This is a genomic window from Blautia sp. AM23-13AC, assembly GCF_003435675.1.
GTDB classification, from domain to species: Bacteria; Bacillota; Clostridia; order Lachnospirales; family Lachnospiraceae; genus Fusicatenibacter; species Fusicatenibacter saccharivorans.
This window is the reverse complement of sequence record NZ_QTUL01000006.1, coordinates 45,129-60,353: the sequence shown is the minus strand read 5'-3', so window position 1 is coordinate 60,353 and position 15,225 is coordinate 45,129. Positions and strand designations below refer to the sequence as shown.

Genomic DNA, 15,225 nt, shown 5'->3' with positions numbered 1-15,225 from the left:
AGTGGAATGAAAGAAAAGAAAAAAGTACAGACCGAGAACCAGGAGAGAATTAAAACTCCGTTTTCTGAGATGGTTCGAAAATTTAAAAAACAGAAAAATGCAGTAGTTGCGCTTTGTTTTATCATTTTTCTCATTTTCCTTGCGTTTTTCGGAAGCAAAATTGTGCCGTACGGAATCAATGAGTATGATTACAATGCGATTCTGCAGGGACCAAGTATGAAGCACCTGTTTGGAACGGATGAGTTTGGACGGGATCTGTTTTCCCGTATCGTCTGTGGAACCCGGATTTCACTTGCAGTCGGATTCGGCGCTGTTACGGTCGGTGCAGTCTGTGGTACCATTCTCGGACTTCTGGCCGGATATTACGGCGGATGGATTGATTCTATTATTATGAGAATCTGCGATGTCCTGTTCGCTTTTCCGGGACTGATTCTTGCAATCGCCATCGTGGCAATCCTCGGAAGCGGCATGACAAACGTTGTGATTGCGGTCGCTGTCTTTTCTACACCGACCTTCGCACGACTTGTCCGAAGCAAAACGCTGAGCCTGAAAAATTCCGTCTTTGTCCTGGCGGCACGGAACATCGGTGTTTCCGATGCAAGAATTCTGTTTCACCATATTCTGCCGGGAGCCATTCCGGACATCATTGTACAGTATTCCATGTCATTTGGATCTTCCATTCTGACGGCATCGAGCCTTTCCTTCCTGGGAATGGGAGCACAGCCGCCGACACCGGAATGGGGACTGCTTCTTTCCAACGGAAGAAACTATATGACGAGCGCAATGTATGTGACGATTTTCCCGGGTCTTGCGATTTTCCTTACCGTACTGAGCTTTAACCTGTTAGGCGACGGACTTCGCGATGCACTCGATCCGAAACTTTCCGATTGATAAGGAGGAGCAGAAGTGGCTACTGATAACGTACTTGAGATAAAAAATTTACATACGTATTTCTATACCGATGGCGGTGTGATCAAAGCAGTAGACGGTGTCGATGTGGAGCTTCGACGCGGCGCAACGCTTGGCATCGTAGGCGAGTCGGGAAGTGGAAAGAGCGTGACATCCCTCTCTGTGATGGGATTACTGACCGGAACGAAAGGAAAAATTGCTGATGGCGAAATCCTGCTGGATGGCGATGACATTGTAAAGCTGACGAAGGAACAGCAGAGAAAGCTGCGCGGAAGCAAAATTTCCATGATTTTCCAGGAACCGATGACCAGTCTGAATCCGGTCATGAAGATCGGAGACCAGGTGGCAGAATGTGTTCTGCAGCACGAAAAAATATCAAAAAAAGAGGCACTGAAAAAGGCAGAGGACATGCTCCGGAAAACGGGTGTTCCGCGTGTGGAGCATATGATGAAGGAGTATCCGTTCCAGCTTTCCGGCGGACAGAGACAGAGGGTCATGATTGCCATGGCGCTTGTATGCAAGCCGGAAATCCTGATTGCGGATGAGCCGACGACCGCACTGGATGTAACGATTCAGGCACAGATACTGGATCTGATGAATCAGCTGAAAAAAGAGACGGGTACATCCATCCTGTTTATTACACATGATCTTGGCGTTGTTGCAGAGGTCTGCGATGATGTTGCCGTTATGTACTGCGGCCGCGTGGTAGAGCGCGGAGATGTAAAAACAATTTTCGCCAATCCGTCCCACCCGTATACGAAGGGACTGCTGGGATCGATTCCGAGACTGGGAGACGCCGGAAAAGAACTGAAGTCGATTCCGGGTAACGTTCCAAACCCGAAATATATGCCGAAAGGCTGCAAATTTGAGCCGCGATGTCCATACGCTTCGGAAAAATGCCGCGAGGAAGAACCGGGATTTTTCCAGATCGAGGAAGGCCATATCAGCAGATGCTGGCTCTGCGAAAGCGGACAGCTCAAAACAGATCACGTAGAGAAGGCAGGTGACTAGGATGTCGGATACATTACTTAGAGTAGAGGATTTGAAAATTTATTATCCGGTTGCCGGAAGCGGATTTGGGAAAAAGGAATTCGTCAAAGCGGTAGACGGAGTTACCTTTGAGGTGAAAAAAGGAGAGGTATTCGGAATTGTAGGCGAGTCCGGCTGCGGAAAATCCACACTGGGAAGAGGGGTCTGCAAACTGGAAAATCTGACATCAGGCCATGTGTATCTGGATGGCGAAGATATTACAGAGTACAATGACCGGAGAATGCGTTCCATCCGGAAAAAAGTACAGATGGTTTTTCAGGATCCGTATGCGTCCCTGAATCCACGGATGTCCGTTTTTGACATCATTGCAGAGCCGCTGCTGGTGCATCATCTGTATCAGGATAAAGCGGATCTGGAAAAGAAAGTGCTGGATCTTTTGCACCGGGTAGGACTGGATGACTACCATGCAAACCGTTATCCACATGAATTTTCCGGCGGTCAGCGTCAGAGAATCGGAATTGCCCGTGCACTTGCGGTAGAACCGTCTCTGATCATCGCAGACGAACCGGTTTCGGCACTGGATGTGTCTATTCAGGCGCAGGTTCTGAATCTTTTAAATGAACTGAAGCATGACCTGGATCTGACCTATATTTTTGTTGCACATGACCTGAGCGTTGTGGAATACATCAGTGACCGTGTCGGCGTTATGTATCTCGGCAATTTCGTGGAGGTCGGAGAAAAAGAGAAAATTTACAGCAATCCGATGCATCCGTATACGCAGGCACTGCTTTCCGCAGTTCCGGTTCCGGATCCGACGGCAAAAAGAGAAAGAATTTTGCTTGAGGGAAGTATCCCGTCCGCGCACAAGCCGCCGACAGGCTGCAAATTCCACACCAGATGTCCAAAATGCATGGAATGCTGTAAAACACAGGCGCCGGAGCGGTATGAAGTGGATGACGGACATTACGTATATTGTCATCTTTATGATAAAGAAAGAAGGGAACAGCAGAAATGAAGCTTTTTATCAGTGCAGACATCGAAGGATGTGCCGGAGTGGCACTGACCGATGAAACGCATAAGAAGGAAAGCGTGTACCAGAGATTTGCAGAGGAGATGACCGAAGAGGTCGTTGCGGCATGCGAAGCGGCGCATGAAGCGGGGGCGGATGAGATCGTTGTAAAGGACGGTCATGGAGATGCATCTAACATTGACCCACTGAAAATGCCGGAGTATGTCACCCTGATCCGGGGAAAGAGCGGTCATCCGTACAATATGATGTATGGCATCGACGACAGCTATGACGGCGTGTTGTATCTTGGATACCATGCACCGGCAGGAGATCCGAATTTTTCGATCAGCCACACATCGACAGGAAACAGCCTGTATATCCATCTGAATGGAAAAGTGATGAGTGAGTGCATGCTGAACAGCTATACGGCAGCATCACATCACGTACCGGTGCTGTTTCTTTCCGGAGATGAAGAGATCTGCCGACAGGCCAAGGAACTGGTTCCGGGCATTACGACGGTGGAAACAAAGCATGGTGTCGGTGCGTCAACGTGGTGCAAAGCGAAAGAAAAAGTGATCTCCGAAATCCGGGAAGGGGTAAAAAAGGCAGTTGCCGGACAGAAAAAAGAGTGCCAAGTGGCCCTTCCTGAGCACTTTACGTATGAGGTAACCTATAAAGACTGGAAAAAAGCGTACACGATGTCGTTTTATCCGGGAATGCAGAAGGTAGATACCTTCACAAATAAGCTGGAGACAGATCGCTGGATGGATATTGTCACAGCACATTGCTTTGTTGTATATTAAGAATATAAATCTGACAGAAACCCAAAGAAAAGAGGATAAAACAATGGATATAGAAATGTTTGGTAAGCTTTCCGATGCATTTGGACCAAGTGGATTCGAGGAGGATGTCATCCGTACCATAGCAGATTACTGCAAAGAATTTGATGTAGAAAATGACGCAATGAATAACCTGTATGTGCGGATGCCGGGAACAGAGAAGGATTCCCGTCCGGTCATCCAGCTGGATGCCCATCTGGACGCATGCGGTTTCATGGTACAGAATATCCAGGACAACGGATGCCTTGGCATTATCATGCTTGGCGGCTTTCATCTGACCAGCCTTCCGGCACATGCGGTATGGATCCGCACCAGATCCGGAAAAATGGTACATGGTATTATCTGTGCAAAACCGGTTCATTTCATGACAACAGCGGAACGCAGCAGTCAGACTCTGGAAATTGAAAAAATGTATGTGGATGTCGGAGCAACCAGCCGCGAGGAGGTTGAAAACGTTTTCGGAATCCATATCGGTGATCCGATGATGCCGGATGTAACCTTTGAATACGATGCAGAGCATGAAATCTGCTTCGGAAAAGCATTTGACAACCGTGCCGGCTGCGCGTGCATCGTAGATACGATGAAACAGCTGGAAAAGGAGCAGGCTTCTCTTGCAGTTAATGTTGTTGGTGCCTTTGCGGCGCAGGAGGAGGTCGGAACTCGCGGTGCTGTGGTAACGAGCCAGATTGTAAAACCGGATCTTGCCATTGTATTTGAAGGATCTCCTTCCGATGACTTTTTCATCAGCGCAGGACAGGCACAGGGCTGCATGAAGAAGGGTGTTCAGATTCGTATCCTGGACAACAGCTATATTTCCAATACGCAGTTTATTTCACTGGCCGAGGAAGTGGCAGCAAAATGCGGAATCAAATACCAGGAGAGTGTAAGAAGAGGCGGAAGTACAAACGCAGCAAAAATCAGCGTGACAGGAAAAGCAGTTCCGTGTCTGGTGCTTGGTGTTCCATCCCGCTATGCGCACAGCCATTACAATTTCTGCGCAAAAGAAGACCTGGAGGCAGCAAGCGCAATGGCAGCCAATGTCATTCGTGCTTTAGATGAGGAAAAGATCCGTCATATCTGCCATCAGGATGTACTGTAAAATATTCGATAACGAAAGAAAAAGCATGCCGGAAGCGGGTTCACAGGAAAGGTGAAGCCGTTTTCGGCATATCTGGTAAAAAAGGAGAGTTTACAAGTGAGAAAACCGATCATTGGAATCTTGGGAAATACGTATAAAACACAGCCGGGACTTTTTTCAAGTGCGGAGAGAATGTATGTCAACAGCGATTATATCGAATCAGTTCTGAATAACGGCGGAATTCCTATGGCAATTCCGGCAGTTGCCATGAAAGCGGATCCGGAAGGCATACTTGCTGTGTGCGACGGAATTCTGGTTCCCGGTGGAGAGGACTTAAATCCGTGGTATTATGGGGAAGAGCCAAAACCGCAGATCCAGACCATCCGCCCGGAGATCGACGAGGCATGGTTTGCACTTGGACGGGCAGCAAAAGAGATGGGAATGCCTATGCTTGGCATCTGCAAAGGAATTCAGTTTTTAAATGTCCTGTGCGGCGGTGATCTGTACCAGGATATCTATACACAGAAGGAAACTACAATTCTGCATCTGCAGTCCCTGGAGCGGTCGTATCTGCATCACCATGTAGAAATTAAAGAGGGAACCCATCTGGCAGAAATCCTTGGGGCGGGAACCCATGCGGTAAACTCCATGCATCATCAGGCAGTGCGTACGCCGGGAGAGGACATCGTGGTTTCAGCAACGGCGCCGGATGGAACCATCGAGGCGATAGAAAGCCGCAACGGACAGATTGTGGCCGTACAGTGGCATCCGGAAGGGCTGATCCACTCAGCGCCGGAGATGAACCGCCTTTTTGCGGATCTGGTAGAAAGAAGCAGCAGATACAGAGAGAAAAAGTAACGATTTGGAACCATGTAAAAGGAAAGAAAAACCGGGATGGGACTTTTGAACCGTTACGAAAAAATAAGAATGGATAAAGATGCGATTCTAAAAGCAGAGAGCAGGAATCGTTCGGGAGGCAAAAAAAGAATGAACAGAACAATAAGAGTATCGGCGGCGGGTGATATTCTGATTATGAAACGGCTTCTGCCGGGATATCAGGATGTTTTGCCGATTCGCGAATTTCTGATGCAGGGAGAGGTTCGGATGGCGAATCTGGAAACAACGATATCGGACGGCAGCTGTTACGCATCGGCGTATTCCGGCGGAACATGGCTGACTGCAGATGCGAAGTGTCTGGAAGATACCCTGCGTTACGGTTTTAATTTTCTTGGGATTTCGAATAATCATACGATGGATTATTCCTACGAAGGACTTGCATCTACGATCAGCGAACTGAAAAAAAAGGATGTGGCATATGCCGGAGCAGGCAAAAATCTTTACGAAGCATCGCGTCCTGCTATTCTGGACACAACAGCGGGACAGATTGCGGTGATTGATATCTGTTCTACCTTTGAAAATGCAGCCAGGGCGGGAAGCCAGACGGAACGGCAGCCTGGCAGGCCGGGCTTAAATCCGCTGCGCTTTTCGGAAAAATATACCATTACGGAGAAACATGCGCAGGATCTTGCAAAGATTGCAGAGGTGACCGGAATCAACGGACTGCGGGATCTGCACCGGCAGGAGGGATTTATCGCTCCGCTTCCCGAGGGTATCATGGAATTTGGCGGGAAAATGTTTGAAATCAGCAAGGACGGAACAGAGGGAAGAAGCTCCAGCCCGAATCCGATCGATGTGAAACGCACCGTCGATGCAATCCGGGAAGCGAAGATGACATGTGAGGCAGTCCTGGTTATGGTACATTCCCATGAAATCCGTAAGGACAATGACGAGGAAGCGGATTATTTTCTGGAGGAATTTGCACACGCCTGTATCGATGCGGGCGCCAGCGCGGTGATCGGGGGCGGAACGCATCAGCTGAAGGGAATCGAACTGTATCATGACTGTCCGATTTTCTACTGCCTCGGAAATTTTATTTTTGAAAATCAGTATGTACGCCTTCTGCCTGCGGACTACATGGAAAAATATGGTCTGAATATTCACACGGCAGCATCCATCGGAATCGCCAGGCGGCAGGAGCAGTCCTCACATTCCCTCTACGAAATTCCGGAGGTCTATCGGAGTGTGCTGCCGTATTTCGAGATCTGTCAGGGGAAATGCACACATTTGGAGCTTCTGCCGGTCGAGCTTGGTATGGACAGGGAAAACGCAGAAAAAAATATTCCGTACGTAGCAGACGAAAAAACAGCAGAAAAAATTGCAGAATATCTCACCCGCGTGAGCAAGAGATATGGAACAGAATGGGAATACAAAGAAGGAAGGATTGTACTTCATGCGTAAAAAATGGGAAATAGAAGAGGAATACCGAAACTTTTGCCGGAACAACAAAGAACTTGCGCTGCAGACGCTGCGGGAGCTGACACTGACCCCGACGGAAACGGGAAAAGAAGATCAGAGAATCGCATATTGCATGGAATGGATGAAACAGCAGGGCATGGAGTCGGTTCATACGGATGAGCTTGGAAATGTAATCTGGGAGTATCGGCCGGAACAGGAAAAGAAGGTTCTGTATACGGCGCATCTGGACACCGTGTTTTCGCTGGAGGAGCCGCTGGAGATCAAAGAAGACGGAATGATCTGGCGTTGTCCCGGCATCACAGACGATACCGTGAATGTTGTGATGCTTCTGATGGCGGCAAAATACGTTCATGAGACAGAGCCGGAGCTTCCATGCGGTCTGATTTTTGCAGCGGATCTTGGAGAAGAAGGGCTTGGCAATCTGTGCGGAGTTCGCGCGCTTGTCGACCATTATGAAAAAAATCTGTGCGGAATGGCAGCCTTTGATCTGTATCGGGATAAAATGTATCCCATCTGCATCGGGTCTGTCCGGTATCGGATTTCGGCAAAAACAAAGGGCGGTCATTCCTTCCTGAATTTCGGAAGAAAAAATGCTATTGCAGAGCTTGCGGGCCTGATCGGAGAGCTTTACCGTTTTCAGACGGATGCAGCATCTCATACAACATACAATGTGGGAAAAATAGAGGGAGGAACCTCTGTTAATACGATTGCGCAGGATGCCTCCATGCTGTTTGAATTCCGTTCGGAGGATTACAGGAGCCTGGAAGCCTGCGAAACATATCTGGAGGAGACCATAGCAGCACGCCAGAGTGAGGAGGTACAGTATTCCTGCAAGCTCGTCGGAAAGCGGCCGTGCGCAAGAGAAACCGATCCTGTCCAGATGGCACGTATGACGCGGTGCGCACAGAAAACGCTGAAGGCAGCCGATGGGGAAGAGGCGGTATGCTCTGAAGCATCCACAGACTGTAATATCCCATTGTCGCGGCATATTCCTGCTATCTGCGTCGGTTTCTGCCGGGGCGGGGGAGCGCATACCAGAGAAGAATGGCTCGATGCCGCCAGCGTAGAAGATGGCATGTGTGCAGCCGTAGCACTCGTATGCCGGCTTCCGTGGATGTGCTGCGAGAGCAGAGTCGTTGTAAGGGACGGGATAGAGGATCGAAAAGAGAAAGAGGAAATCCGGCAGCTGCTGGAGCTGTGCGATCAGGATTTCGTTCCGCCGCTTTCCCACCGCAACAGTACATCCCAGACGAACTGGGCCGAGACAGAAGAAAAGACGGATGGAATTGCAGAATATCTGGAGAATATCTGCAGTCAGCATGTGGTGCTGTGGAAGGAAGAGGGAGTCGTGCGGGCCTTTATGACCTGGAAGGATCACTTTAACTGTGAGAATCTGGAAGCATATCCGGATTCCTGCTATCTGACCACCCTCTGCGTCTGGCCGGATTACCGCGGACAGGGAATTTCGGAGGTAATGTATGCAGAAGCAGAAAAGGATATCGCAGCAAAATTTCCGGGAAGCCGGATTACTCTCCGTACCTGGTCCACGAACGGGGCCCAGGAGCATATCCTGGACAAGCTGGGATATAGTCTTGTCCGGCGGCTGAAGGATGACAGGGGAGAAGGAATTGATACGGTTTATTTTGTGAAAAAGGAAGAAAACGACAGATAACATGGTGCTTGCAAATCGCAGCTGAAGATGTCATAATCGGAAGCATAAGACAGCAAAAGGAGGGCTATAGCTATGCCTTGTACAACCATTTTAGTTGGAAAGAAAGCATCGTATGACGGTTCCACCATGATCGCGCGAAACGACGATTCTGGTGCAGGCCATTATACATCGAAAAAATTTGTAGTGATTCACCCGGAGGAGCAGCCGAGAACCTATAAAACCGAGATTTCTCATCTGACCATTGAGCTTCCGGACAATCCGATGCGGTACACTGCAGTGCCAAACGCAGAAAAAGGCGAGGGTGTCTGGGCGGCAAGCGGCGTGAATGCAGCGCAGGTCGGCATGACTGCGACCGAGACAATCACATCGAATCCGCGTGTGCTGGGTGCTGATCCGCTTGTCGTTTATCAGCCGGCGGAAGACGGAAAAGAAGAGGTTCCGGGCGGAATCGGCGAGGAGGACCTCGTTTATATTGTTCTTCCTTATATTAAAAGCGCCAGAGAAGGTGTCAAAAGACTTGGCAGCCTGCTGGAGCAGTACGGTACATACGAGATGAACGGCATTGCATTTCAGGACCACGATGAGATCTGGTGGCTGGAGACGATCGGCGGCCATCACTGGATGGCAGTGAAAGTGCCGGATGACCATTATGTGGCCATGCCGAACCAGCTTGGCATCGACCATTTTGATCTGGAGGATGCACTCGGCGAACAGAAGGAATATATGTGCTCAGCAGACTTGAAAGAATTTATTGAAACATATCATCTGGATCTTTCTATGGATGGAAATTTTAATCCGCGCGATGCCTTCGGAAGCCACGATGATTCCGATCACGTTTACAATACACCGCGTGCCTGGTTCATGGAGCGCTGTCTGAACCCGCACACGAAAAAATGGGACGGACCGGATGCCGATTACACACCGGTATCCGACGATATTCCGTGGATGATGGTTCCGGAGAAGAAGATCACCGTAGAGGATGTGAAATACGTACTGTCCTCCCACTATCAGGGAACACCGTACGACCCGTATGCCGCATACGGCGATAAATCGTGGAAGGGAGCATATCGCTCCATCGGTGTCAACCGGACCGATTTCCTTTCTGTCATCCAGATGCGCCCGGATCACAAAGGAGACAACGGCATTTTGCAGTGGATTGCATTTGCGTCAAATACATTCAATGTGCTGGTTCCGTTCTACACCGATGTGACGACAACACCGGAGTATCTTTCCAACACAACGGGAGAGGTTTCCACAGATAATTTCTACTGGGCAAGCCGCATGATAGCAGCAATGGCAGATGCGTCCTATAAGTCTTCTATCTTCCACATTGAACGGTATCAGGAAAAGGTGATGGCAAAAGGCCATGCACTGATCCATCAGTACGATGCGCTGCTTGCAGGGGAGACAGACGAAACAAAACAGACACAATTGAGAGAAGAAGCAAACAACAAAATGGCTGAAATGCTGAAAAAAGAGACGGGTGCAACACTGCACAAGGTACTCTTTGAACTCAGCAACCAGATGAAAAACGCGTATTCCAGATCGGATGCGTAAGGCTTTTTAAGGGAAAGAATAAGAGAATGGTTCTGCGCGCAGGAAAAATTGCGCGCAGAATCATTTCCTGTCCGGAACCGCCTCGAACAAACAGGGTGTTACAGTTCGCCGGACACCGGTGAACGATACGATCCTGATAAAAAATCTCAGCGTACTTTGGTGAATTTTGTTGACAACAGGCAGTTCCTGTGCTACAATAAACCAGCGACATGGAAGAAGGTCTTTTTTTTATGCCTGAAATTGCTGAAGTACGAGCAGCAAAAACAGGGCAGAAATGAAGAGACCGCCGCTGATCCGCAAGGATCACAAGCGATAACGCAAATACACAGTGGAGGTGGAAGTCGTGCGCGTAAAAATCACATTGGCATGTACTGAATGCAAACAGCGTAATTACAACATGACAAAAGAGAAAAAGAACCATCCTGAGAGAATGGAGACAAAGAAGTACTGCAGATTCTGCAAAAAGCACACAATGCACAAAGAAACCAAATAATCTTTGGTAAGAGGTGATCCAATGGCAGAAACTGAAAAAAAAGCATCCAAAAAGAGCTGGTTCAAGGGCTTGAAAGCAGAGTTCAGAAAAATCATCTGGGTTGACAACAAAACGCTGGGCAAGCAGACCGTTGCAGTCGTAGCGATCTCTGCAGTAACCTGCGGGTTAATCACCCTGGTTGACAGCGCTGTAATCGAGTTCGTCAATTTATTGATCAAATAAGGATAAAGGTGTCAGAATGTCAGAAGTAAACTGGTATGTAGTCCACACCTATTCGGGCTATGAAAACAAAGTAAAAGCCAATATTGAGAAAACAATTGAGAACCGTCATCTTGAGGATCAGATTTTGGAAGTACGTGTTCCTATGGAAGAAGTTGTTGAAGTCAAGAACGGAACCAAGAAACAGGTACTCCGGAAATTGTTTCCGGGCTACGTTCTGATCAACATGATCATGAACGACGATACCTGGTATGTTGTCCGCAATACCAGAGGTGTTACGGGCTTCGTAGGACCGGGATCCAAGCCGGTACCGCTTACGGATGAGGAAATGGTGAACCTTGGAATCACCGGTGGTGAGGAAAAGGTTGAGCTTGACCTTGAAGTCGGCGATGCAGTCGTTGTAACAGGCGGCGCATGGAAGGATACAACCGGACTGATTCAGAGTATCAACGATACAAAACAGATGGTTACCATCAATGTTGAGCTGTTCGGCCGCGAAACGCCGGTAGAAATAAGTTTCGCAGAAGTCAAGAAGATGTAAGAAATGCCCCAGGGGCGTTTCGTGGGAGGGAAATTCCCGCAATTACCACATTTATTTAGGAGGTGCCGTAAAATGGCAAAGAAAGTTACAGGATATATCAAATTACAGATTCCTGCTGGTAAAGCAACACCAGCACCACCGGTTGGACCTGCACTTGGACAGCACGGAGTAAACATCGTACAGTTTACCAAAGAGTTCAACGCAAGAACAGCAGATAAGGGAGACCTGATCATCCCTGTAGTTATCACTGTATATGCAGACAGAAGTTTCAGCTTCATAACCAAAACTCCTCCGGCAGCAGTTCTGCTTAAGAAAGCCTGCAACCTGAAATCTGGTTCCGGCGTTCCGAACAAAACGAAAGTTGCTACTATCTCTAAGGACAAAGTTCGTGAGATCGCAGAGATGAAGATGCCAGACCTGAATGCAGCAACTGTTGAGGCAGCTATGAGCATGATCGCAGGTACCGCAAGAAGTATGGGTATCGTTGTAGAGGACTAATTTAGAAGAAGAGTTTACATCTTCTCGTATTGACGTGGGAGGGAGATTCCCGCAACTACCACCAGGAGGTTATTAGACAATGAAACATGGTAAGAAATATTTAGAGGCTGCAAAAGCAGTTGATCGTAGCATTCAGTACGATCCGGCAGATGCTATTTCCACAGTTAAGAAATTAGCTACTGCTAAATTTGACGAGACAATCGAAGTTCACATCAAAACTGGTTGTGACGGACGTCACGCAGACCAGCAGATCCGTGGAGCAGTTGTTCTGCCGCACGGTACCGGAAAACAGGTTCGTGTCCTTGTTTTCGCTAAAGGCGCAAAAGCTGATGAGGCTGTTGCAGCAGGTGCAGAGTTCGTTGGAGCTGAGGAGCTGATCCCGAGAATCCAGAACGATGGCTGGTTTGATTACGACGTTGTTGTTGCTACACCGGATATGATGGGTGTTGTTGGTCGTCTGGGCCGTGTACTTGGACCGAAAGGTTTAATGCCAAACCCGAAGGCTGGTACCGTAACTATGGATGTTACCAAAGCCGTTAAAGAGATCAAAGCAGGTAAGATTGAGTATCGTCTTGACAAAACAAACATTATCCACGTGCCAATCGGAAAAGCTTCTTTTACTGAGGAGCAGTTAAGCGACAACTTCCAGACGCTGATCGGTGCAATCAACAAAGCAAAACCGGCTACTCTGAAGGGACAGTACCTGAAGAGCGTTACTCTGGCTCCTACTATGGGACCTGGAGTTAAGGTTAATACTTTGAAGCTTGCATAATAAATGAAATACTGAGAACCCCCGGGGCTGTAATGGCTCCGGGGGTTCTTTGCGTTGAAAAACGGACGCAGGGGAAAGGCGAATTCCGATTCCTTAAGAAAGAGCTTTATTTCAATGGGAAATAATTGAAAAAGATCAAAATAGTGTTAGAACATGAAAATTAAGATCAAGTATTCTGCCCGAAATGTTAGTATAATACTAAGTAGAAAGCAAACGAAAACAGCAGAGCCCGCGTGCGCTTATGGGGCGGCGGGGGATGGAAAGGGAGGTTTTTATGCAGTATTTTGAAAAACAGGGAAATGCGCTGATTTTCCGGCAGGATGGGGAGACGGTCCGAATGGAGCCGTGGCAGAAGGACAGTCTTCGGGTGAGAGGTACGCTTCTTTCGGAGATAGAAGAGGGAAGCATTGCACTGCTTGATCCGGAACCGGTGGAAGCGGAAATTGAGCTGGTGGATGAACTGAAAGCGACGATCAAAAACGGTAAAATCCAGGCGGTTCTCGAGCTTCAGCCGTGGGGACAGAAGCTGCGGATTACGTTCCTGAATCAGAAGGGCGAGGTGCTGCTCTCCGAGATCGCGAACGGCGGAGCGCTCTGCCTGCGCGCACACGATTACCGTGCATTGAAGGGCGGCGCTTATCAGCTGAAAGTATCCTTCGATTCCAACCCGGATGAGAAGATTTACGGTATGGGACAGTATCAGCAGGAGCGAATGAACCTGAAGGGATGCAACCTGGAACTGGCGCACCGCAATTCGCAGGCGAGCATTCCGTTTTATGTATCGAGCCTTGGCTACGGCTTCCTGTGGCACAATGCAGCAGTCGGTGAGGTTCATTTCGGAACAAACACAACGGAATGGCTGGCACGCACCACAAAGCAGCTCGACTACTGGGTAACCGCAGGTGATACCCCGGCGGAAATTGAAGAGCACTTTGCAGATGCCATTGGCAAAGTTCCGATGATGCCGGAGTACGGCCTTGGCTTCTGGCAGTGCAAACTGCGCTACTACAATCAGGAGCAGGTACTGAATGTGGCACGCGAGTACAAAAAACGCGGCATTCCGCTGGATGTCTTTGTCATCGACTATTATCACTGGCCAAGATGCGGTGATTATCGTTTTGATGAAGAATATTTCCCGGATCCGAAAGCAATGATCGACGAGCTGCATGAGATGGGCATCGAGACGATGGTTTCCATCTGGCCGCAGATCGACTGGAGAAGCGAGAATTACGAAGAAATGAAACAGCAGGGACTCCTCGTGAAGAGCAACGCAGGTGTTGATGTACAGATGCTGTTCCATGGAAATAATGTCTTCCTGGATGCAACAAATCCGAGAACAAGAAAGTATGTATGGGAGAAAGTAAAGAAAAATTATGCAGATCTCGGCATCCGCACCTTCTGGCTCGATGAGGCTGAACCGGAGTTTTCAACCTATGAGTACGAGTGCTACCGCTACGCCGCAGGCCCGGTGGAAGAGATCGGAAATATTTATCCAAGAGAGTATTCCCGTATGTTCTACGAGGGCCAGAAAGAGAGCGGCCAGGAGGATATCGTCAACCTCGTCCGCTGTGCATGGCTCGGAAGCCAGAAATACGGAGCCCTTGTGTGGTCCGGCGATATTTTCTCAACCTACGAGGACTTCCGCAAACAGATCTGCGCAGGCCTTCATATGGGATTGTGCGGCATTCCGTGGTGGACAACCGATATCGGCGGATTCCACGGCGGTGTGACCGAAGATCCGGACTTCCAGGAGCTGCTTGTGCGTTGGTTCCAGTTTGGTACCTTCTGCCCGGTTATGCGTATTCACGGAAACCGAAGACCGAGAGAAGAAATCATCAACAAGGCTGGCGAAGTGCGTGAGGGAACCGGAGCTGACAACGAGGTATGGAGCTTCGGAGAGAAAAATTATGAAATCCTGACAAAATTCATCGGTGTCCGCGAAAAAATGCGCGATTACACGAGAAGCCTGATGGCAGAAGCACACGAAAAAGGAACACCGGTCATGAGAACGATGTTCTATGAGTTCCCGGAAGATGCAGCATGCTGGGACATCTCCGATGCTTACATGTTCGGCTCCGACATCCTTGTAGCACCGATTGTCCGGCCAAAAGCAACGAGCCGTACCGTTTATCTGCCGGCCGGTGCGTCCTGGACGCTGGCAAATACCGGTGATGTTTATGAGGGCGGAAAAGCCTATGAAATTGAGGCGCCGATCGAAACACTGCCGATCTTCCTGCGCAACGGAAAACAGGGATATCTGGTGGGAGAGATCTGATTTAACCGAATCAAGTAAGTCACCTGCTTCGAGTACGAAAAGTAATAAGCAGTGGTT

15 protein-coding genes are annotated in these 15,225 nt (G+C 48.8%); all 15 read left to right on the top strand.

All coding sequences use genetic code 11. The features are described from left to right. Positions 1 to 6 precede the first annotated feature (6 nt). The 15 genes from DW642_RS08645 to DW642_RS08575 all read left to right on the top strand — a co-directional run bounded on the left by DW642_RS08645 (position 7) and on the right by DW642_RS08575 (position 15,168). Positions 7 to 891 (top strand): ABC transporter permease subunit, encoded by an 885-nt coding sequence (locus DW642_RS08645; protein ID WP_117509918.1) that lies wholly within the window; start codon positions 7 to 9, stop codon positions 889 to 891. Between the two features lie 15 nt (positions 892 to 906). Further along, the gene (locus tag DW642_RS08640; protein WP_055219240.1) at positions 907 to 1,920 is read left to right on the top strand and encodes an ABC transporter ATP-binding protein; all 1,014 of its coding nucleotides are present in this window, start codon (positions 907 to 909) and stop codon (positions 1,918 to 1,920) included. Between the two features lies 1 nt (position 1,921). Continuing rightward, positions 1,922 to 2,914 (top strand): ABC transporter ATP-binding protein, encoded by a 993-nt coding sequence (locus DW642_RS08635; RefSeq protein ID WP_055219243.1) that lies wholly within the window; start codon positions 1,922 to 1,924, stop codon positions 2,912 to 2,914. Continuing rightward, entirely contained in the window at positions 2,911 to 3,711 is an 801-nt protein-coding gene (locus DW642_RS08630) for a M55 family metallopeptidase (RefSeq protein ID WP_117509917.1), read from the top strand. Before DW642_RS08635 ends, DW642_RS08630 begins: the two co-directional genes overlap by 4 nt. Positions 3,712 to 3,754: 43 nt before the next feature. After that, positions 3,755 to 4,846 (top strand): M42 family metallopeptidase, encoded by a 1,092-nt coding sequence (locus tag DW642_RS08625; RefSeq protein ID WP_117509916.1) that lies wholly within the window; start codon positions 3,755 to 3,757, stop codon positions 4,844 to 4,846. A 96-nt stretch (positions 4,847 to 4,942) separates the two neighbouring features. Further along, positions 4,943 to 5,683: a gamma-glutamyl-gamma-aminobutyrate hydrolase family protein gene (locus DW642_RS08620; RefSeq protein WP_055219249.1), complete on the top strand. Its 741-nt coding sequence runs from the start codon at positions 4,943 to 4,945 to the stop codon at positions 5,681 to 5,683. 129 nt (positions 5,684 to 5,812) lie between these two features. After that, complete coding sequence (locus tag DW642_RS08615; protein ID WP_119188878.1) at positions 5,813 to 7,123, top strand: CapA family protein; 1,311 nt, start codon at positions 5,813 to 5,815, stop codon at positions 7,121 to 7,123. Continuing rightward, positions 7,116 to 8,813: a M20/M25/M40 family metallo-hydrolase gene (locus tag DW642_RS08610; RefSeq protein WP_158554999.1), complete on the top strand. Its 1,698-nt coding sequence runs from the start codon at positions 7,116 to 7,118 to the stop codon at positions 8,811 to 8,813. The genes DW642_RS08615 and DW642_RS08610 overlap by 8 nt, the downstream gene beginning before the upstream one ends. 72 nt (positions 8,814 to 8,885) lie before the next feature. After that, positions 8,886 to 10,370, top strand: a complete 1,485-nt coding sequence (locus tag DW642_RS08605; protein WP_117509913.1) for a C69 family dipeptidase — start codon at positions 8,886 to 8,888, stop codon at positions 10,368 to 10,370. A gap of 343 nt (positions 10,371 to 10,713) precedes the next feature. Beyond that, the gene (rpmG, locus tag DW642_RS08600) at positions 10,714 to 10,863 is read left to right on the top strand and encodes a 50S ribosomal protein L33 (protein ID WP_055219257.1); all 150 of its coding nucleotides are present in this window, start codon (positions 10,714 to 10,716) and stop codon (positions 10,861 to 10,863) included. 21 nt (positions 10,864 to 10,884) lie between these two features. Further along, complete coding sequence (secE, locus tag DW642_RS08595) at positions 10,885 to 11,085, top strand: preprotein translocase subunit SecE (RefSeq protein WP_022463243.1); 201 nt, start codon at positions 10,885 to 10,887, stop codon at positions 11,083 to 11,085. A 16-nt stretch (positions 11,086 to 11,101) separates the two neighbouring features. Beyond that, a complete protein-coding gene (gene nusG / locus DW642_RS08590; protein WP_022463244.1) occupies positions 11,102 to 11,623 on the top strand; it encodes a transcription termination/antitermination protein NusG in 522 nt (173 codons plus the stop codon). A gap of 72 nt (positions 11,624 to 11,695) precedes the next feature. Continuing rightward, a complete protein-coding gene (gene rplK / locus DW642_RS08585) occupies positions 11,696 to 12,121 on the top strand; it encodes a 50S ribosomal protein L11 (RefSeq protein WP_022463245.1) in 426 nt (141 codons plus the stop codon). 79 nt (positions 12,122 to 12,200) lie between these two features. After that, positions 12,201 to 12,893: a 50S ribosomal protein L1 gene (gene rplA / locus DW642_RS08580; RefSeq protein ID WP_022463246.1), complete on the top strand. Its 693-nt coding sequence runs from the start codon at positions 12,201 to 12,203 to the stop codon at positions 12,891 to 12,893. 274 nt (positions 12,894 to 13,167) lie between these two features. Next, the gene (locus DW642_RS08575) at positions 13,168 to 15,168 is read left to right on the top strand and encodes a glycoside hydrolase family 31 protein (RefSeq protein WP_117509912.1); all 2,001 of its coding nucleotides are present in this window, start codon (positions 13,168 to 13,170) and stop codon (positions 15,166 to 15,168) included. Positions 15,169 to 15,225 lie beyond the last annotated feature (57 nt).

Bases quoted from the DNA above. Each gene is read 5' to 3' on its own strand.
- DW642_RS08610 (WP_158554999.1), top strand. From the start codon at position 7,116: ATGCGTAAAAAATGGGAAATAGAAGAGGAATACCGAAACTTTTGCCGG.
- nusG (WP_022463244.1), top strand. From the start codon at position 11,102: ATGTCAGAAGTAAACTGGTATGTAGTCCACACCTATTCGGGCTATGAA.
- DW642_RS08615 (WP_119188878.1), top strand. From the start codon at position 5,813: ATGAACAGAACAATAAGAGTATCGGCGGCGGGTGATATTCTGATTATG.
- DW642_RS08645 (WP_117509918.1), top strand. From the start codon at position 7: ATGAAAGAAAAGAAAAAAGTACAGACCGAGAACCAGGAGAGAATTAAA.
- DW642_RS08625 (WP_117509916.1), top strand. From the start codon at position 3,755: ATGGATATAGAAATGTTTGGTAAGCTTTCCGATGCATTTGGACCAAGT.
- rplA (WP_022463246.1), top strand. From the start codon at position 12,201: ATGAAACATGGTAAGAAATATTTAGAGGCTGCAAAAGCAGTTGATCGT.
- DW642_RS08630 (WP_117509917.1), top strand. From the start codon at position 2,911: ATGAAGCTTTTTATCAGTGCAGACATCGAAGGATGTGCCGGAGTGGCA.
- DW642_RS08605 (WP_117509913.1), top strand. From the start codon at position 8,886: ATGCCTTGTACAACCATTTTAGTTGGAAAGAAAGCATCGTATGACGGT.
- DW642_RS08635 (WP_055219243.1), top strand. From the start codon at position 1,922: ATGTCGGATACATTACTTAGAGTAGAGGATTTGAAAATTTATTATCCG.
- rplK (WP_022463245.1), top strand. From the start codon at position 11,696: ATGGCAAAGAAAGTTACAGGATATATCAAATTACAGATTCCTGCTGGT.
- secE (WP_022463243.1), top strand. From the start codon at position 10,885: ATGGCAGAAACTGAAAAAAAAGCATCCAAAAAGAGCTGGTTCAAGGGC.
- DW642_RS08575 (WP_117509912.1), top strand. From the start codon at position 13,168: ATGCAGTATTTTGAAAAACAGGGAAATGCGCTGATTTTCCGGCAGGAT.